15 protein-coding genes are annotated in these 18,767 nt (G+C 71.3%); 7 read left to right on the forward strand and 8 right to left on the reverse strand.

Annotated elements, in window-relative coordinates; translation table 11 throughout:
• Positions 1-23 precede the first annotated feature (23 nt).
• On the forward strand, positions 24-992 hold the full coding sequence (locus tag DFR74_RS02350) for a sigma-70 family RNA polymerase sigma factor (RefSeq protein ID WP_067504479.1): 969 nt from the start codon (positions 24-26) through the stop codon (positions 990-992).
• Positions 993-1,137: 145 nt separating this feature from the next.
• On the opposite strand, the gene DFR74_RS02355 is transcribed toward DFR74_RS02350, so the two are convergent.
• From DFR74_RS02355 to DFR74_RS02365, 3 genes are all read right to left on the reverse strand, one after another.
• Positions 1,138-1,446: a DUF4333 domain-containing protein gene (locus tag DFR74_RS02355; protein WP_067504482.1), complete on the reverse strand. Its 309-nt coding sequence runs from the start codon at positions 1,444-1,446 to the stop codon at positions 1,138-1,140.
• Positions 1,447-1,754: 308 nt separating this feature from the next.
• On the reverse strand, positions 1,755-4,442 hold the full coding sequence (locus DFR74_RS02360; protein WP_067504485.1) for a bifunctional acetate--CoA ligase family protein/GNAT family N-acetyltransferase: 2,688 nt from the start codon (positions 4,440-4,442) through the stop codon (positions 1,755-1,757).
• Positions 4,435-5,700: an acetoin utilization protein AcuC gene (locus tag DFR74_RS02365; protein WP_067504487.1), complete on the reverse strand. Its 1,266-nt coding sequence runs from the start codon at positions 5,698-5,700 to the stop codon at positions 4,435-4,437. Before DFR74_RS02365 ends, DFR74_RS02360 begins: the two co-directional genes overlap by 8 nt.
• A 186-nt stretch (positions 5,701-5,886) precedes the next feature.
• Between DFR74_RS02365 and DFR74_RS02370 the strand changes: the two genes are divergently transcribed.
• Both DFR74_RS02370 and galE read left to right on the forward strand, forming a co-directional pair.
• Positions 5,887-6,573: a metal-dependent transcriptional regulator gene (locus tag DFR74_RS02370; RefSeq protein WP_067504490.1), complete on the forward strand. Its 687-nt coding sequence runs from the start codon at positions 5,887-5,889 to the stop codon at positions 6,571-6,573.
• A 3-nt stretch (positions 6,574-6,576) separates the two neighbouring features.
• A complete protein-coding gene (gene galE, locus DFR74_RS02375; RefSeq protein WP_067504492.1) occupies positions 6,577-7,557 on the forward strand; it encodes a UDP-glucose 4-epimerase GalE in 981 nt (326 codons plus the stop codon).
• Between the two features lie 8 nt (positions 7,558-7,565).
• On the opposite strand, the gene DFR74_RS02380 is transcribed toward galE, so the two are convergent.
• Positions 7,566-8,927, reverse strand: coding sequence for a DUF4192 domain-containing protein (locus DFR74_RS02380; protein WP_228790867.1), 1,362 nt, complete (start codon positions 8,925-8,927; stop codon positions 7,566-7,568).
• Between the two features lie 252 nt (positions 8,928-9,179).
• The gene (locus DFR74_RS02385; RefSeq protein WP_232331653.1) at positions 9,180-9,884 is read right to left on the reverse strand and encodes a DUF5642 family protein; all 705 of its coding nucleotides are present in this window, start codon (positions 9,882-9,884) and stop codon (positions 9,180-9,182) included.
• 243 nt (positions 9,885-10,127) lie between these two features.
• On the opposite strand from DFR74_RS02385, the gene DFR74_RS02390 reads away from it, so the two are divergent.
• The 4 genes from DFR74_RS02390 to speD all read left to right on the forward strand — a co-directional run bounded on the left by DFR74_RS02390 (position 10,128) and on the right by speD (position 16,092).
• Positions 10,128-11,063 carry a PAC2 family protein gene (locus DFR74_RS02390; RefSeq protein WP_067504614.1) on the forward strand — a complete coding sequence of 312 codons (936 nt, stop codon included), beginning with the start codon at positions 10,128-10,130 and terminating at the stop codon, positions 11,061-11,063.
• An 81-nt stretch (positions 11,064-11,144) separates the two neighbouring features.
• Positions 11,145-13,643 carry a DEAD/DEAH box helicase gene (locus tag DFR74_RS02395; RefSeq protein WP_067504498.1) on the forward strand — a complete coding sequence of 833 codons (2,499 nt, stop codon included), beginning with the start codon at positions 11,145-11,147 and terminating at the stop codon, positions 13,641-13,643.
• 119 nt (positions 13,644-13,762) lie between these two features.
• Entirely contained in the window at positions 13,763-14,875 is a 1,113-nt protein-coding gene (locus tag DFR74_RS02400; RefSeq protein WP_067504501.1) for a type III PLP-dependent enzyme, read from the forward strand.
• Positions 14,876-14,883: 8 nt separating this feature from the next.
• Positions 14,884-16,092, forward strand: coding sequence for an adenosylmethionine decarboxylase (gene speD / locus DFR74_RS02405; RefSeq protein WP_067504505.1), 1,209 nt, complete (start codon positions 14,884-14,886; stop codon positions 16,090-16,092).
• Between the two features lie 75 nt (positions 16,093-16,167).
• Here speD and DFR74_RS02410 read toward each other — a convergent pair whose 3' ends face one another.
• The 3 genes from DFR74_RS02410 to DFR74_RS02420 form a co-directional block, all read right to left on the reverse strand.
• Positions 16,168-16,611 (reverse strand): gamma-glutamylcyclotransferase family protein, encoded by a 444-nt coding sequence (locus DFR74_RS02410; protein ID WP_198161677.1) that lies wholly within the window; start codon positions 16,609-16,611, stop codon positions 16,168-16,170.
• A gap of 369 nt (positions 16,612-16,980) precedes the next feature.
• The gene (locus DFR74_RS02415; RefSeq protein WP_067504509.1) at positions 16,981-17,742 is read right to left on the reverse strand and encodes an MBL fold metallo-hydrolase; all 762 of its coding nucleotides are present in this window, start codon (positions 17,740-17,742) and stop codon (positions 16,981-16,983) included.
• Positions 17,743-17,781: 39 nt separating this feature from the next.
• Positions 17,782-18,690 carry a hydrogen peroxide-inducible genes activator gene (locus tag DFR74_RS02420; protein WP_067504512.1) on the reverse strand — a complete coding sequence of 303 codons (909 nt, stop codon included), beginning with the start codon at positions 18,688-18,690 and terminating at the stop codon, positions 17,782-17,784.
• Positions 18,691-18,767 lie beyond the last annotated feature (77 nt).

The raw sequence follows: 18,767 nt of genomic DNA on the forward strand, positions 1-18,767 counted from the left end.
ACACCACCGACAGGAGGCAAGTCATGACAAGCCCCGCCACCACTCGTGTGCGCACCAGCGATTCGGACCTCGACGCCCAGAGCCCCGCCGCCGACCTGGTACGCGTGTACCTGAACGGGATCGGCCGCACCGCGCTGCTCACGGCCGCCGACGAGGTCGAGCTGGCCAAGCGCATCGAGGCGGGCCTCTACGCCCAGCACCTGCTGGAGACGGGCAAGCGGCTCTCCGCGAGCCGCAAGAAGGATCTCGCGATCATCGTGCGCGAGGGCCAGGCCGCCCGTGCCCACCTGCTGGAAGCCAACTTGCGCCTCGTGGTGTCACTGGCCAAACGCTACACCGGCCGCGGCATGCCGCTGCTGGACCTCATCCAGGAGGGCAACCTGGGCCTCATCCGCGCGATGGAGAAGTTCGACTACGCCAAGGGCTTCAAGTTCTCCACCTACGCCACCTGGTGGATCCGCCAGGCCATCACCCGCGGTATGGCCGACCAGAGCCGCACCATCCGCCTGCCCGTCCACCTGGTGGAGCAGGTCAACAAGCTGGCCAGGATCAAGCGGGAACTGCATCAGCAGCTGGGCCGCGAGGCGACCGACCAGGAACTGGCCAACGAGTCCGGCATCCCGGTGGAGAAGATCTCCGATCTGCTCGACCACAGCCGCGACCCGGTGAGCCTGGACATGCCGGTCGGCAACGACGAAGAGGCCCCGCTCGGCGATTTCATCGAGGATTCCGAGGCCACCTCCGCCGAGTCCGCGGTGATCGCGGGCCTGCTGCACCACGACGTGCGCAGCGTGCTCGCCACCCTCGACGAGCGCGAGCAGCAGGTGATCCGCCTGCGGTTCGGCCTCGACGACGGCCAGCCCCGCACCCTCGACCAGATCGGCAAGCTGTTCGGGCTGTCCCGCGAGCGGGTGCGCCAGATCGAGCGCGAGGTCATGTCCAAGCTGCGCAAGGGTGAGCGGGCCGACCGCCTGCGGGCCTACGCCAGCTGATCCACCCGCCGGGCGCCGCTTTCCCGCGGCTCGGGCCCCCAGCTCGGTGACCGTTCCGGTCACCGTCAGCGCCGACCGGTGTCCGCGCGTCCCGCCCCCCTCCGGGTTCGCGCGAGCCGGTCGGCGAACTCTTGTCGGCGTCGCGTCACGGCGCGGACTCGACTTCGATGTCGTATTTGACCGTGTCGTTCTCGATCGAGGTGACCGTCACGGTCAGGTCGAAGGTCTTGCCCTCCGCGGTGAAGGCGCACCGCATCGTCGTGCCCGCGGTGCCCTCCAGATCGCCGGGGCAGTCCACCTCCGGCTCCTGCCCCAGTTCCTCCCCGAGCGACTGCCGCACCGACCGCTCCAGCTCATCCTCCCGCACCACCGGCGACCCGGCCCCGAACGGCAACGCACAGGCGGCGGCCGAGCACACCAGCGCGGCCAACCCCGCGACCCCCGCACCTTTCATCCCGAGCCTCTCTGATCGAATCTCGATCGTCCCAGATCAAGCCGGGTTCCATCCCCGAATCGGCTCGGGCTTCCGTTCACCCCGGCCGCCGCCAGGTCCGCCACGAGTACCATCCCGAATCGGCTCGAGGCATCCGCTCACCCCGGCCGCCGCCAGGTCCGCGGTGAGTTCCATCCCCGAATCCTCCGGGCCCGTCAGCCCACCCCGACCGCCGTCACGAGTTCCCCGCTCATCCGCCCGGGGCGTTCGTCCACCCCGGCCACCGACAGGCTCGCCGTGAGTTCCGTTCCCGATAGCCTCTGGGGGCGTCAGGCCAGGCGGCGGGGGCCGGTGTCGAAGCGGCTGGGTTCGGGGCCGACGCGGCCGCGGGCGTGGAGGATGGCGGCGGAGGTGGGCGAAGCCAGGACGGGGTCGCAGGAGAGTTCCCGCATTTCCGGGAGGTCGTCGAAGAGGGCCGAAATGCGTTGGGCGAGTTCGGCGAGGGCGGCCTTGTCCACGCGTGGGCTGGCCGGTGTGCCCGACAGCAGGGGCGCGGCGCGCGGTGCGTCGATCAGCGCGGCCGCCTCGTCGGCCGAGAGCGGCAGCGCGCGGTAGGCGCGGTCGCCGAGCAATTCGATGATCATGCCCGACAGGCCGAACTCGATCACCGAACCGAACGACGGATCGTCCTGCACCCGCACGATGCAGCCCACGCCCTTGGGCGCCATCTTCTGGATGTGCAGCACCGGGTCCCCGCAGACCTCCACCAGGTCGGCGTAGGCCTGCCGCACCGCCTCGGGCCGCCACAGGTCCAGGCGCACACCCGACAGGTCGGGGCGGCGCCGCCACATCTCCCCCGTCGCCTTCGCCGCCACCGGATAGCCGAGTTCCTCTGCCGCCGCGACTGCCTCCTCGGCGTCGCGCACCTCCCGGAAGTCGACCACCCGGATCCCGTAGCACGCCAGCAGTTCCGCCACCTCGAGGTCGGTGAGCCACCGCCCACCGGACTCCGCCATCCACCGCGACACCAGTTCCCGCGCGCGCTCGGCGTCGATCCCCTCGGGTCGCACCACCGCCGAACCCGGGCGGGTGCGCCATTCGGCGTACCGGCGCACCCGCGCGAGGGCGCGGGCCGCCCGCTCCGGATCGGGGTAGGACGGGATGGACCCGCGCACCGCCATCCCGCCCGGCCCGCGCACCGTGAGCAGATTCGGCAGGCCCTGCTCGGCCACGAATGTCGCGAGGATGGGCTTCTCCGCCTCGGGCACCGCGCTCGCCGCCTCCCGGATGGCGTCGGCGAACGCGCCCATCGGCACGGGCACCGGCGGCGCGAAAACCACGATGACCGAATCGGTTTCGGGTGAGCGCAACGCCTCCACCACCGCGTCCAGGTACGCACCGGGTGTGGCCTGCGGCCCCAGGTCCACCGGCTCGCCCACCGTGAGTCCCTCACCGCGCGCGGCGTCGGCCGCCAGCCAGCTCAGCGCCGTGCTGTTGCTGATCACCGTGAGACGGGGCCCGCCCGGCAGCGGCTGATACCCCAGCAGTGCCGCGCAGTCGAACAGCTCCGAGATCGAGTCCACCTGCACGATGCCGGCCTGCGCGAACAGGTCTCGCACGATCGAGCGGTCCATATCGCCGGACGCCCCGCCGCGCGCCACCTGACGCCCGCTGCTCACCGCGACGATCGGCTTGCCGCGCGCCACCCGCCGCGCGATGCGGGAGAACTTGCGCGGATTACCGAAACTCTCCAGATACAGCAGGATCACGTCGGTGTCGGGCGCGGTGTCCCAGTACTGGAGCAGGTCGTTGCCGGACACGTCGGCGCGGTTGCCCGCCGACACGAACGTCGACAGCCCCAGGTTGCGTGCCGCGGCCTCGGCGAGGATCGCCGCGCCCAAAGGGCCGGACTGACAGAAGAATCCGATGCGCCCGCGCGCGGGCAGCACCGGGGCCAAGGTCGCGTTGAGCGAGACCGCCGGATCCGTATTGGCGATGCCGAGGGCGCTCGGCCCCACCACCCGCATCCCGTGCATCCGCGCGGCCGCGACCAGGGCGCGCTCGGCCGACATCCCCTCGGTGCCCGTCTCCCCGAAGCCCGCGGTGAGCACCACCAGTCCCTTGACGCCCTTGGCCATACAGTCGTCGAGCACCGAGTCGATCGCCTCGGCGGGCACCGCGACCACGGCCACGTCCACCTCGTCGGGGATCTCGCGGACCGTCGCGTACGCGCGCACGCCGCGCACCGCCTGACGCGTCGGGTTCACCGGGAACACCGGTCCCTGGAACACCCCGGAGAGCAGGTTCGCCAGCACCGCGCCGCCGACCCGCCCGACCGCGGGTGTCGCCCCGATCACTGCCACCGACCGCGGTGCGAGCAGGTTGCCGACGCTGCGCGCCTCGGAGGCGCGCTCGCGCGAATCCCGCACGGACACCAGCGCTTCGGTGGGGTCGATGGCGAACTCCAGGTGCAGCACCGACCCGTCGCGGCTGCGCTCCACCTGGTAGCCGGCCTCGCGGAACACGGTGACCATCACAGTGTTCTCCGCGAGCACCTCCGCCACGAAGGTCTCGATCTTGTTCTCCGCCGCCGCACCGGCCAGATGCTCGAGCAGGATGGAGCCCAGCCCGCGGCCCTGGTGTTCGTCGGCCACCACGAACGCGACCTCGGCGGCGCGCGGACCGGTGCGATCGAGCAGTTCGTAGCGGCCGACCGCGATGATCGACTCCCCCAGCTCCACCACCAGCCCGACGCGGTCGTGGTAGTCGAGGTGGGTCGTGCGGTACAGCTCCTTGGGCGAAATCCGCGGGTACGGACCGAAATACCGCAGATACCGGGTGCGCTCGGACAGCGCCCGGTGGAATTCCTGGATGCGCTCGGCGTCCTCGGGCGTGACCGGGCGCAGGCGCACCACGCCCCCGTCGGAGGCGAGCACGTCGGCGAACCAGTGCTCCGGCGGCGGGGGCGGCACGGCCGGGGTCGACGGCGAGTCCGGGACGAGGGGCTGGTCAGTCACGAGGGTCCTCCGGATCGAGACCGAGCGCGCCGAAAGCCGCCCGGCGGGTGGCCGATACGGCCGTGTCGATGGACCGCTGGAGGCGGTCGAATCTGGCGTCCCCGGTTTCGACGGCGCCCCCGGGACCGTCCCAGGGGCGGAACTCGATGTTCCCTCCGTCGCCCATGGTGCGCGGCGGGGTGATCGACGGCGCGGCCGCCCCGATCATCTCCAGCCAGTCCGCGGGAATCGCGGTGCCGGTGGGGATCTCGCGGTCCAGCGCGGCCGCGAGCAGGTGGGTCCACGCCCGCGGCACCACGCGCACCAGTCCGTAGCCGCCGCCACCCACGGCCAGCCAGCGGCCCTCGGCGTACTTGTCGGCCAGGTCGCGCATCGCCAGGAACGCCGCGCGCTGCCCGTCCACGGTGAGCGCGAGATCGGCCAGCGGGTCCTCCCGGTGGGTGTCCACCCCGCACTGGCTCACCACGATCTGCGGGCGGAACGCCGCCACCGCGCTCGGCACCACCGCGTGGAATCCGCGCAACCACTGCGCGTCGGGGGTGCCCGGCAGCACGGGCAGGTTGATCGCCGTGCCCTCCGCCGCGCCGAGACCGGTCTCCTCCGGCCAGCCGGTGTTGGGCCACAGCGTCGCCGGGTGCTGGTGGATGGACACGGTGAGCACCCGCGGGTCGGTGTAGAACACCCGCTGCACCCCGTCGCCGTGGTGCACGTCCACGTCGATATAGGCGATCCGGTCGAAGCCGTGGTCGAGCAGCCACGAGATGGCGACCGCCACGTCGTTGTACACACAGAAGCCGGCCGCCGAGTCGGGCATGGCGTGATGCATACCACCCCCGATGCTCACGGCCCGGCGGGTGCGGCCCTCGGCGATCTCGCGCGCGGCGGCCAGGGTGCCGCCGACGATCACCGACGCCGCCTCGTGCATCCGCGGGAACACCGGGTTGTCGGCGGACCCGAGGCCGTACGGTGGCGCCACCGGTTCGCCAGGGGGCTGGACAGCGTGCCGCACGGCCTCGATGTAGTCGGCGGTGTGGACGCGCAGCAGGTCGGGCAGGCCCGCCTCCGCCGGCTCCAAGCGCTCGACACCGTCGAACAATCCGAGACTTTCCGCCAACGCCATGGTGAACTTCAGGCGCGCCGGTTTCATCGGGTGCTCCGGAGTCCAGGAGTAGTCGACATAGCGATCGCTCCAGACGACGGTGCTCCCGCTCCGGCGCGCCCCGGGTTCCCGGGAGGACGCCGAGGGTGCAGTGGCCATGCTCGCAACGGTACGCGGGAAGCTACCGGCCCCGTCGGACGTTCGCATGCAGTAGAAAGAGAACAAGTGCGAACGCGGCGACAGCCCGTGCGCCGACAGGGGTTCCGGCGTCGGGACGCGTACCGGTCCGGCACACGGCCCAACGAGCTTGCGTGGGTAGAATTCGTGCCGACGAAGGGGTAACAGGTGAAGGATCTGGTCGACACCACGGAGATGTATCTCCGTACCATCTACGACCTCGAGGAGGAGGGCGTGGTGCCCCTGCGCGCCCGGATCGCCGAGCGCCTCGAGCAGAGCGGCCCGACGGTGAGCCAGACCGTCGCGCGCATGGAACGCGACGGCCTGCTGCTGGTCGCGGGCGACCGTCACCTCGAGCTCACCGAGAAGGGGCGCAGCATGGCCGTCGCCGTGATGCGCAAGCATCGGCTGGCCGAGCGCCTGCTGGTCGACATCATCGGCCTGGACTGGCAGAACGTGCACGCCGAGGCGTGTCGCTGGGAACACGTGATGAGCGAGGACGTGGAGCGGCGTCTGGTCGAGGTGCTCAATCACCCCACCACCTCGCCGTACGGCAACCCGATCCCCGGACTGGACGAACTGGGTGTCGAGGCACCCGTCGCGATCGAGGAGCAGTTGGTTCGGCTCTCGGAGCTGCCGCACGGGCAGGTGCACGCGGTCGTGGTGCGCCGCCTCGCCGAGCACATCCAGACCGACCCCGAGGTCATCGGTCAGCTGCGGGAAGCGGGCGTGGTGCCGGACGCCCGCGTCACCGTGGAGACCAAGCCCGGTTCGGTGATCATCACCGTTCCCGGTCACGACGGCTTCGAACTGTCCGACGAGATGGCGCACGCCGTCCAGGTCAGGCTGGTCTGATCCGTGAGACTTCTGGTCACGGGCGGCGCCGGCTACGTCGGCGGCGTCTGCGCGCAGGTCCTGCTCGAAGACGGCCACGAGGTGGTCGTCGTCGACGATCTCTCCACCGGTAACGCCGAGGGCGTGCCCGCGGGCGCCCGGTTCGTGCCGGGCGATGTGGCCGAGGCGGCGCCCGCCCTGCTGCGCGCCGAATCCTTCGACGGCGTCCTGCATTTCGCGGCGCAGTCGCTGGTCGGCGAATCGGTGCAGCAGCCGGAGAAGTACTGGCACGGCAACGTGGTGAAGACCCTCGAACTGCTCGAGGCGATGCGCCTGACGAACACGCCGCGCCTGGTGTTCTCCTCCACCGCCGCCGTGTACGGCGAGCCCGAACGGGTGCCGATCACCGAGGACGCGCCCACCGCGCCCACCAACCCCTACGGCGCCTCCAAACTCGCCATCGATCACGCGATCACCTCCTACGCGATCGCGCACGGGTTGGCGGCCACGAGCCTGCGCTACTTCAACGTGGCGGGCGCCTACGGCGGCCTCGGCGAGAACCGCGTGGTGGAAACGCATCTCATCCCCCTCGTGCTCCAGGTCGCGCTCGGGCACCGCAAGGCCATCTCGGTGTTCGGCACCGACTGGCCCACCCCCGACGGCACCGCGGTGCGCGACTACATCCACATCCGCGATCTCGCCGACGCGCACCTGCTGGCGTTGCGCGCCTCGGAACCGGGCGTGCACCGGATCTACAACCTCGGCAGCGGCGCGGGATTCTCGGTGCGCGAGGTGATCTCGGCGTGCGAGCGGGTCACCGGCCTGCCGATCGCCGCACAGGACGCGCCGCGCAGGCCGGGCGATCCGGCCACCCTCATCGCCTCCAGCGAACGGGTGATCGCCGAGCTCGGCTGGGCACCGCGCCACACCGATCTGGACGTGATCGTCGCCGACGCGTGGGAGTTCTTGCGCTCCCTCGGTTCTCGCGCGCACAGCGCCCCCTGACGCCGCCCTCACGTCCGTACCGGTCCCAGATCGATGCCCAGCAGGGCGGCGGTATCGTGACCGGTGCGGGCGAGGCGGCGCAGCTGTTCCGGGCGCATGCCCGCCCGTAGCGCCGTGTCCAGCAGCATCGCGATCGTATGGTCCGGGTCCGCGTCGAGCGCGGACTCCAGCGCGATACCGGCGAGCGGGCCGTCCCCGCGCAGATACGCGCTGTAGCCGAGCAACGCGCCCGCCTCGGCGCGGTCGCGACCCGGCGCGGCCCGCACCAGCGTGACCCATAGGCGCTCGGCGTCGGCGGCGTGGTCGCCCGCGGCGAGCGCGAACATCGCGTCGCGGACCGTGCGATCACGCAGGGCGGCAAGCACTTCCGCGATCTCGCGCGCGGCCGGAATGGTGCCGGAGCCCGCGCACGCCACCTGCCACAGCACGTATTCCAGTGCCCGCCTGCGGTATCCGGTGACGTCGTCGTGGCGCACGGCCGCCGCGAGCCGGTCGCGCGCCCGGCCCAGCGCGTCGCCGAGCGCGGCCGACACCTCCGCCACCCGCGCGGCGTCCGGCCGGACGATCGCGGTGAGTTCGGTGCGCGAGCGCAGGATCGGCCGCCCGTCCAGGACGTGGGCCAGTGCGACGGTGGACGCCGTCGGATCGGGGAGCTCCCCCTGCGACACCGGGCCGCGCACGCTCCACCACGCCCCGCCCTCCTCGATCGCGGTGGCGGCCCAGGCGCCGCGGACGCGGATGCCGTCGCCACCCAGGTGCAGCATCAGATCGGCGATCACCACGTGCCCCGAGTGGGCCCCGGGTGGCGGCGGGTCCATGCGGTCGTCGACGATCACCGCCAGCGTCTCCCTGGCGCCCTCGGCTGCGCAGATGCGCCGCACGCAGTCCGCGAACGCGGCCGCCGAACCGCGCCGCCCACCCGGCGGGTCCAGGTCGAAGCGCACCACGGCGGCGATCCCGGAGCTCGCGCCCGGCGCGACCGGCGGGCCGAGCACGGCGACGAGCAGGGACCGGTGCGGGTAGAAGCCGACCATGGCGGGGAGCGCGGCGATCAGCTCGCCGGGATCGTCCACCCGCACCGGGCGCCGGGTGTAGCCGCCCCGGTACATCGGCGAGGGTTCCGCGCATTCCGGGATGTACCCGCCGCGGGCCTCACCCGGATCGCCCCGCAGGTATCGGGCGGGCCGGTCGAGGCCGATTCCCTGCGGGCGCGGGCAGATTCGCGCGGGGCGGGCACCCGGCGGGCGGTGGCGCACGCCCGGCGGGCGGACGGCGATGTCCGGGGCGGCCGGTTCGGCGCGCGCACGGTCGGTGGCTGCGGTGCGTGCCGCGGCGCCCGTGCCGCGGGCCGGATTCGCTGGAGTGGTCATGCCGCCATGCTCCGCGCCCGGCGCACCGCCGCCGGGGCGCCGACCTGGGCCGATGACAGGCCTGGGGAAAACACGGCGGCTGTGCACAACCCGGCCCGTGCCGGGCTCGCAGCGCAACCGGGCCGGCCACTCGGCTCCCGCCGCCGGCGGCCCGACTGCGCTCGGGTACCCGGCAACGACAGACACGCACGGCGCAAGTTTTCGGAGCCGAGCCGGACTGCTCCGTGACCGGCGATCACGACACGCGAGACCCTAGGCCGCGCGCACCTTCCCCACCGCCGTGGTGAACAACTCGTCGAGTGCCGCCGTATCGGGGGTTTCGTCGCCGAATGTCATGTACGTCACGGTGATTCGCACATCGCCGATCTGGCCGGCGAGCGTCCGCATGGACTGGGTGAGCCCGGCGCCGCCCACATCGGGTGCGACCGTGCGCCGCAGGGCGAGCGTGTCGTCGGCGTCCACCGGCGGGGACGGGTCGAGCGTCGTGGTCACCGTCGCGGTCGCGCCAGCCCGGCCCACGCGCAGTTCCCCGCACCGGCGCACCTGTTCGCGCAGAGCGGACAGCGGATCATCGGTGCGGGTGAGTTCGACCGTCAGGGTCGCGCGGGTCCGCTCGGCGGTCCCCACCGCGATCACCGTGTCGTCCGGCCCGTACCGCTGTTCGGGCGGCGCGCACGTCTCGGGCCGCACCGAGGAACCGCGCGCGACGCCGTTCAGATCCCCCGCGGCCTGCGCGGCCGCCTCGGGCGGCAGCACCACCGCGGGATACCCGGCGGGAAACCGCGCCGGATCGGGCAGCAACGCGCTCAGCTGGGCGTCGACCCGCCGCACCGGCTGCTCCACGGCCACGGGCTCGCCGGTGACGGTCTGCCCGCAGCCGGCCAGCAGGGCGGCGCACGCGGCGAGCGCCAGCGCGACGACCACGTACCTCGGCCCCGACGAAACCGGCACAGTCACACGCCCACTGTGCCAAACTCACGGTGCCCGGCCGCGATGCCACGCCGACGCCGACCCGGGGAGTGCGCGGGGCGCAACGCGTTCGGGAATGCGCGGTGCCGCGCGACTGTTGGCATCACGTACGGGTCGGTGTCCGCACCATGTTCGGTGCGCCGCGCCGCCATGGGGGACAATGGACGTGGGTCCCCCGCCGCGCTGCCCGCGACCGGCCGCGACGGCGGACCGCGCAGGAAGGAGTACGCGATGGACTACGAGTCGCGAATGTACGAACTGGAGTTCCCCGCTCCGCAGCTGTCGTCCGCCGACGGCTCGGGCCCGGTCCTGGTCCACGGGCTGGAGGGGTTCACCGACGCGGGCCACGCCGTGCGCCTGGCCACCACGCACCTGCGCGAGAGCCTGGAGAGCGAACTGGTCGCCTCGTTCGACGTGGACGAGCTGCTGGACTACCGCTCGCGCCGCCCGCTGATGACGTTCAAGACCGACCACTTCGCCGACTACGCGGAGCCGGAGCTGAACCTGTGGGCGCTGCGCGACACCGCGGGCACCCCGTTCCTGCTGCTGGCGGGTCTGGAACCGGACCTGCGCTGGGAGAAGTTCACCACCGCGGTGCGGCTGCTGGCCGAACAGCTCGGTGTACGGCGCAGTATCGGGCTCAGCGCCATTCCGATGGCCATCCCGCACACCCGTCCGCTCGGTATCACCGCGCACTCCTCCGACCGCGACCTGATCGGCGATCACCAGCGCTGGCCGGGCGAATTGCAGGTGCCGGGCAGCGCGTCCTCGCTGCTGGAGTTCCGGATGGCCCAGCACGGGCACGAATCGGTCGGGTTCTCGGTGCACGTGCCGCACTACCTGGCCCAGACCGCCTACCCCGAGGCGGCGCAGACGCTGCTGGAGAACGTCGCCGACAACGCCGGGCTCACGCTGCCACTGGCGGCGCTGGGCGAGGCCGCGGCCCGGGTCCGCGAACAGGTCAACGAGCACATCGCGGGAAACCCCGAGGTGGAGACCGTGGTGCACGCGCTGGAACGCCAGTACGACAGCTTCGTCACCTCCCAGGAGCGCCAGTCCAGCCTGCTGGCCGGCGACGGCGAGCTGCCCAGCGGCGACGAACTGGGCGCGGAGTTCGAGCGGTTCCTGGCCGAACAGGGCGGCTACGAGGGCGGCGACAACACCTGAGACTCCGCGGGCGGCGGCGCCGTCACGGACGGGTGACCACCGGACCGGGACGCGCGCGGACCGTCCCCTAAGCTGGTCGGAGTGGATCTGACCGAGCTGCTCGACATTCCGGGTACCGACGCCGACGCGCTGTACGAGACGTTCGGCATGTGGGCCGCCGAGCAGGGCACGCCGTTGTATCCGGCGCAGGACGAGGCGCTGCTGGAGCTGGCCTCGGGATCCCACGTCATCCTGGCCACCCCCACCGGCTCGGGCAAATCCCTGGTCGCCGTCGGCGCGCACCTGTTCGCGCTCGCCCGGGGGCAGCGCACCTACTACACCGCGCCCATCAAGGCGCTGGTGAGCGAGAAGTTCTTCGCGCTGTGCGAGGTGTTCGGCGCCGACAAGGTCGGCATGGTCACCGGCGACGCCGCCGTGAACGCCGACGCCCCGATCATCTGCGCGACCGCCGAGATCCTGGCCAACCTGGCGCTGCGCGAGGGCCCCGGCGCCGACGTGGGCCAGGTCGTGATGGACGAGTTCCACTTCTACGCCGACCCCGACCGCGGCTGGGCCTGGCAAGTGCCGCTGCTGGAGCTGCCGCGCGCCCAGTTCCTGCTGATGTCGGCCACGCTCGGCGAGGTCGATTTCTTCGCCCGCGATCTGGAGCGCCGCACCGGCCGCCCCACCGCCGTCGTCTCGGGCTCGGAAAGGCCGGTGCCGCTGCACTTCTCGTATGTGCGCACACCCATCACCGAGACGCTCGAGGAACTGGTCACCACCCATCAGGCCCCGGTGTACGTCGTGCACTTCACCCAGGCCGCCGCGCTGGAACGGGCGCAGGCGCTGACCAGCGTGAACTTCTCCACCCGCGCCGAGAAGGACGCGATCGCCGCGGCACTCGGCGATTTCCGGTTCGCGGCGGGCTTCGGCAAGACGCTCTCGCGGCTCATCCGCCACGGCATCGGCGTGCACCACGCGGGCATGCTGCCGAAGTACCGCCGGCTGGTGGAGAAGCTGGCCCAGGACGGTCTGCTGAAGGTGGTGTGCGGCACCGACACCCTCGGCGTCGGCATCAACGTGCCGATCCGCACCGTGCTGCTGACCGGCCTGACCAAGTTCGACGGCGTGCGCACCCGCAGGCTCAAGGCGCGCGAGTTCCACCAGATCGCCGGGCGCGCCGGGCGTGCGGGCTTCGACACCATGGGCACGGTGGTGGTGCAGGCCCCCGAGCATGAGGTGGAGAACGCCCGCCTGCTGGCCAAGGCGGGCGACGACCCGAAGAAACAGCGAAAAGTGCAGCGCCGCAAGCCCCCCGAGGGATTCGTGTCCTGGAGCGAGGAGACCTTCGACCGGCTGGTCGCGGCCCAGCCGGAGCCGATGGTGTCGCGGTTCGCGGTGACCAACGCCATGCTGCTCAACGTGATCGCCCGGCCCGGCAACTGTTTCCAGGCGATGCGGCACCTGCTCGAGGACAACCACGAACCGCGCCCGGCGCAGCGCAGGCACATCCTGCGCGCGATCCGCCTGTACCGCGCGCTGCGCGACGCGGGCGTGGTGCAGCAGTTGCCGGAACCCGACGCCAAGGGCCGCTACGCCCGCCTCACCGTCGATCTGCAACGCGATTTCGCGCTCGACCAACCGCTCTCGCCGTTCGCGCTGGCCGCGTTCGAACTCCTCGACCGCGACTCCCTCACGTATACCCTCGATGTGGTGTCACTCATCGAATCGACTCTGGAGGACCCGCGCCAGCTGCTGATGGCCCAGCAGCACAAGGCCCGCGGCGAGGCCGTCGCCGAGATGAAGGCCGACGGCATCGAGTACGAGGAGCGCATGGAGCTGCTCGAGGAGGTCACCTGGCCCAAGCCGCTGGCCGAGCTGATCGAACCGGCCTACGAGACCTACCGCGCCGGGCACCCGTGGGTGTCGGAGTTCGCGCCGTCGCCGAAGTCGGTGGTGCGCGACATGGTGGAGCGCTCGATGACCTTCGCCGAGCTGATCTCCCACTACGAGCTGGCCCGCTCGGAGGGCGTGGTGCTGCGCTATCTGGCCGACGCCTACCGCGCGCTGCGCCGCACCGTGCCCGACGCCGCGCGCACCGAGGAGCTCGACGACCTCACCGAATGGCTGGGTGAGCTGGTGCGCCAAGTGGATTCGAGCCTGCTCGACGAATGGGAGCAGCTCACCGGCCCCGGCGCGGAGGCCGACGCCGAGCAGGTCGCGTTCGGCGCGGAGGCGGTGCGCCCGATCTCGGCGAACGAGCGCGCCTTCCGGGTGATGGTGCGCAACGCCATGTTCCGCCGGGTGGATCTGGCCGCGCTGCGCCGCTGGGACGAGCTGGCCGCGCTGGGCCCCGGTCCGGACTGGGAGGCCGCGCTGGCGCCGTACTTCGCGGAGTACGAGAGCATCGGAACCGGGCCCGACGCGCGCGGCCCGCAGATGTTCCAGGTGGAAACTCGTCCCGGCTTCTGGCACGTGCGCCAGACCCTCGACGATCCGGCCGGTGAACACGGCTGGGCGATCGAGGCGGTGGTCGATCTGGCCGAGTCCGACGCGGCGGGCGAAGTGGTGTTCGACGAGGTCACGGTGTCCGAAGGGTAGGCCCTCACCCCGCGCCGTCCCCCCTGTCCACACCGGAAGAATTCCAGGTTTCGACGGATTCGTTCCCGGGTAGGGGCCGCTGATACTCTCTCCGCTGCCGCCCACGCGAAAGATCAACCATGCCCGAATCCCCGTACCTCGTCATCCACCCGGACCGCGTCCGGGAGAACTTCCGCGCGCTCGACGCCGCCGTGCGTGCCCGCGGCGCGCGCTCGCGCCTCCGCTACGCGGTGAAGGCGAGTCCGGTGCCCGAGCTGATCACGCTGCTCGACGCCGAGGGCGCGGAGTTCGACGTGGCCAGCATCGGGGAGATCGACCTGTGCCTGGGCCTGGGCGTCGCCGCGAGCAAGCTCTGCTATGGCAACCCGATCAAGAAGGCGGCCGATATCGCCCGCGCCCACGCCGCCGGGGTGCGCCGCTTCGCCTTCGACACCGAGGACGATCTCGAGCGCATCGCCGAACTGGCGCCGGGCGCGGAGGTGGAGTGCCGGTTCCTGGCCTCGGCGCCGCAGTCGCGCACCCCGTTCGGCGCGAAGTTCGGCTGCACCCCCGCCGAGGCGCTGCGCCTGCTGGTGCGGGCGCGTGATCTCGGTCTCGCGGTGGCGGGTCCGTACTTCCACGTGGGGTCCCAGCAGCTCGATCCCGAGGCCTGGCGGATCGGCATCCGGCAGGCGGGGGCGATCGCGGACGCGTTGGCGGACAAAGATATTCGCGTCACCTCGGTGAACATCGGTGGTGGCCTGCCCATTTCGTACGCCGACGCCGCGCCCGCGCTGAGCGAGATCGCCGCCGTGGTGAACGCCGCGGCGGCCGAATTCCTGCCCGAGACAGCGGATCTGGTGATAGAGCCGGGCCGCGCGCTGGTCGGGAACGCGGGCACCATCCACGCCGAGGTCGTCGGCGTGCGTCACGCGCCGGACGGACGGCGCTGGGTGTATCTCGACATCGGCCGCTACAACGGCATGGCCGAGACCGAGAACGAGTACATCGCCTACCGCTTCGTCACCGACCGTGACGGAGACCCCGTCGACGAGGCGGTGATCGCCGGTCCGACCTGCGACGGCGACGATGTACTGTATCAACGCACACGGGTCCTTCTGCCGACCACGTTGCGAGCCGGTGATCGCCTCCAGATCCTCGACACCGGCGCCTATACCGCGAGCTATTCGTCGGTGTCCTTCAATGGTTTTCCGCCCTTGACCGTTCATGTCTCGGGCGCTGAGCGAGAGTGAGTTTGCCTATGACGGCGGAATTCACCGGCTGGCACGTGCTGGCCGAGTTCGGTGGTGTCGACGCAGCCCTGTGCGACGATCTCGAACGACTCGAATCGGCGTTGCGTGAGTCTCTGATCGCGGCGGGCGTCACCATCTGCGATGTCGTGCACAAGAAGTTCGCACCGCAGGGGGTGACCGTCCTCGCGCTGTTGTCGGAGTCCCACGCCTCGATTCACACCTATCCGGAGTCCGGCGACATCTTCGTCGACGTGTTCACCTGCGGCAGCATCGGCGCGGGCGCCACGAAGGCCGTCGAACATCTGCGGGACGCGTTGTCGCCGAAGGATGTCCAGATGAAGGTCGTGCGCCGCGGACACGGCGCGCAGCGGATCGAGGAGCCGGTCGGCGACGGCCTGACCCGCCTCTGGGATCTCCACGAGGTGATCGTGGACACCCGTACGCCGTTCCAGCACATGGTGATCGCGCGCACCGAGCAGGGCGTCAGCCTGTTCTCCGACGACGACCGCCAGTCCACCGAGTATTCCCAGCTGACCTACCACGAGGCGATGATGGTGCCCGCCTTCGTGCTGGCCGAGAAGCTCGACAACGTCCTCATCATCGGTTCCGGCGAGGGCGTGGCCAGCCAGATGTCGGTGGCGGCGGGCGCGACGCACGTCGATCACGTCGACATCGATCAGCTCGAGGTGGAGCTGTGCGCGCGCCACCTCCCCTACGGCTACACCCCCGACGAGCTCGAGGCCGCCGTGCGCGGCGAGGGCCCGATCACGGTGCACTACGCCGACGGCTGGGACTTCCTGGCCACCGCGCGCCGGACCGGCGCCCGCTACGACGTGATCGTCATCGATCTGCCCGACGAGCGGGTGGAGGACGCCCAGCACAACCGCCTCTACGAGTCGGAGTTCCTGTCCCGATGTCGGGCTCTGCTCGCTCCCGGCGGCGTGCTGAGCGCGCAGGCGGGGTGCGCGACGATGTGGCGCAACGAGACCCTGAAGCGCTCCTGGCAGCGCTTCCACGACCAGTTCGGCACGGTCGTGCACTACGGCAGCGACGAGCACGAATGGTCGTTCCTGTTCGGGCTGGTGGACGAGATCGACGATCCGGTGCCCGGCATGGTGGACCGTTTGACCAGGCTCCCCTACCGGCCGGAGACCGTCGACGGCCGCGCCCTGATCCGCGGCGCCATCGAACCACACGCCCTGCGCGTTCACGCCTGACCCACCGAAAAACCCCGGCCCCGAAGGGATTTCCCACCGGAGCCGGGGTTTTCGCGCCTGCATCCCCTGGTTCGCTCAGGGTGGCGCGAGTTGGCCGTGTGTGTAGCGGGCGAGGAAGTCAGCCAGCAGCTCGGCGTCGAATTCCTCGGCGCGCCAGTCGTGTTCGTCGACCTCGGCGGTCCACACGTAGGTCAGCACGATGCCGGAGACCCCTTCGGGCTCCACCGGCAGCAGTTCGTATTCGTCGTCCTCGAACGCGTCGAGCACCGCCCACTCACGCTCGCTCAACCCGGTCACCAGCTTCCCCACGGCCGTCGCACCGGGCGCGGGCACCAGGCCCGGGTACACCCGACCGGGCAGGGCTGCCACCCGCCAGTCCGGCACCCGCGCGGGCGCCAGATCCGGGCAGCGCCCGATCAACCGCATCAGCACTTCGGGGAATTGCAGTGTGCCATAAGCGAAAAGGGCGAGCCCGGGCTCGGCGACACGGCTCAGCCGCCCGGCAGTCGAATCGTGCAACGCACTCTCCTCCCTTTTGCCGACCAACTCTAACGTCACTCACCAACCCCCGCCTGCCAGAACCACAGGTATGCCATCGGCACTAGATGCCGAGCAAAGGCCGACGACGTCGGCCGGTGAACGCGCACTTCACCCGATCACGGATAAGGCACTTGGCCCCACACCCGCCCGAACCAAAGCCCCGTGGTCATGACCGAGTTCACTCAGCCGACGCTTGTCATCCCGCCGCCCACCGACAGCGCCTCAGCCGCAGCGGGCAAGGGGTGGCTCACCGAGCGACTCCCGGAACACACCCGGAGTCCGACCGAGCCACAACCCACACCTGTGGCATTGGCACCAAATGCCGAGCAATACGCCGAAGGCGTTGGCTTACCCCGAAAGCCGCTCGAACGCCTTCGTGTCATGCGACGAGAACACCGTGACCTCGCCCCCGTGCTCGCGGTTGAGCTCGCTCAACCGCCGCTTGTTGTCCCGGAACACCTGACTGAGCAATGACTGCGCCTCCAGCACCGTGAAGATCAACGGCGTGTGCGGGCGCACCGGATCGACTTCGCTGCCCACGTAATACGAATCCCCCGCGTGCAGCAACCACCCCTGCCCGGTGTCGACGGCGACGCCGACGTGCCCGGCGGTGTGGCCGTACAGCGGCACCACCAGGATCTCGGGCGGCAGGCCGGGGAGCTCGCGCACGGCGCGGAAGCCGAACCACTCGTCCCCGCCGTTCGCCTCGTTGATCTCCCACTTCGGGCCGTGCGCCCACTGGGCGGGCCGGTACCGCGGATTCCGCGACTTCTCGGCCGCCCGCAGTTCCGGACCGTGCACGTGCACGCGGGCGTCGGGGAAGTCGGACAGTCCGCCCGCGTGATCCAGGTCGAGGTGGGTGAGCACGATGTCGCGCACGTCCGCCGGGTCCAGGCCGAGCGCCCGGACGCGGTGCACGGCGGTCTCGTGCTCGGCCAGTGCCGCGCCGAGGGCGAACCGCGCGGGCCCGACCATCCGGCCCGGATCGCGCACGCACGCCGTGCCGTAGCCGGTGTCCACCAGGACCAGTCCGGTCTCGGTCTCGATCAGCAGGCAGTGGTCGACCATGCCCAGCGCCATCGAGCCGCAGTTGAGATGATGAATCCGCACGTCAGCAGCGTCCCAGACACCGCCCGCCCGGTCAACGCCTCACAGCGGCCGCTGCGCGCGGATGATGGCGGCCAGGTACTCGTAGTCCTCGCGCCGGGCGCTGGACGCGCGGAAGGCCAGGCCGATGGTGCGGCCCGGCGCCGGGTCGGCGAAGCGCGCCGTTTCCAGTGTGCCCCTTGCCGTTTCGGCGGGCACGGCCATCTCGGGGATGAGCGTGACACCGAGCCCGCCCGCCACGCACTGCACCACCGTGGCCAGCGAGGCGGCGCGCGTATCGCCGACGGCGCCGGGGTGCACGTCGGCCGAGCGGCACAGCTCCAGCGCCTGATCGCGCAGGCAGTGCCCTTCGTCGAGCAGCAACAGCGGGAGCGACCCGAGCACCGAGGGCGCGATGTCGCGGCGGCCGGCCAACTCGTGCCCGCGCGGGGTGACCAGCACGAATTCCTCGGTGTAGAGCGGGATCTCGACGAGGCCGGGCGCGTCGGCGGGCAACGCCAGCAGCGCCACGTCGAGCACGCCGGTGCGCAACCCTTCGAGCAGCCGCGCGGTCTGATCCTCCACCACCTGCGGCACCAGGGCCGGCAGGCGCTTGCGCAGCTCGGGCAGCAGGCCCGGCAGCACATACGGCGCGACCGTGGGGATGATGCCCAGCCGCAGCGCGCCGCCCAGCCCGTCGCCGGTGGCCGTGGCGACGAAGCGGTCGGCCGCCTCCAGCGTCGCCATCGCCTGCGGCAGCAGCCGCATGCCCGCCGCCGTGACCAGGACGCGGCGGGTGCTGCGCTCGATCAGCTGCAGCCCCAGGCCGTTTTCCAATGCGGCCAGCGCTTGCGATAACGTGGGCTGGCTCACAGAGAGCCGGGCGGCCGCGGTGCCGAAGTGCCGGTATTCCGCGATCGCCACGAACGCACGCAGCTGCGAGAGTGTCGGCTGATAAGTCTGATCAGTCACGCCTATCAGTGTAGTGCGACTGATCACCTTTACCTTTCACCGTTCTTTCGGCAAGATCACTGACGAACGCTTTCGCA

Source organism: Nocardia puris (assembly GCF_003315035.1).
In the GTDB taxonomy this organism is placed as follows: domain Bacteria; phylum Actinomycetota; class Actinomycetes; order Mycobacteriales; family Mycobacteriaceae; genus Nocardia; species Nocardia puris.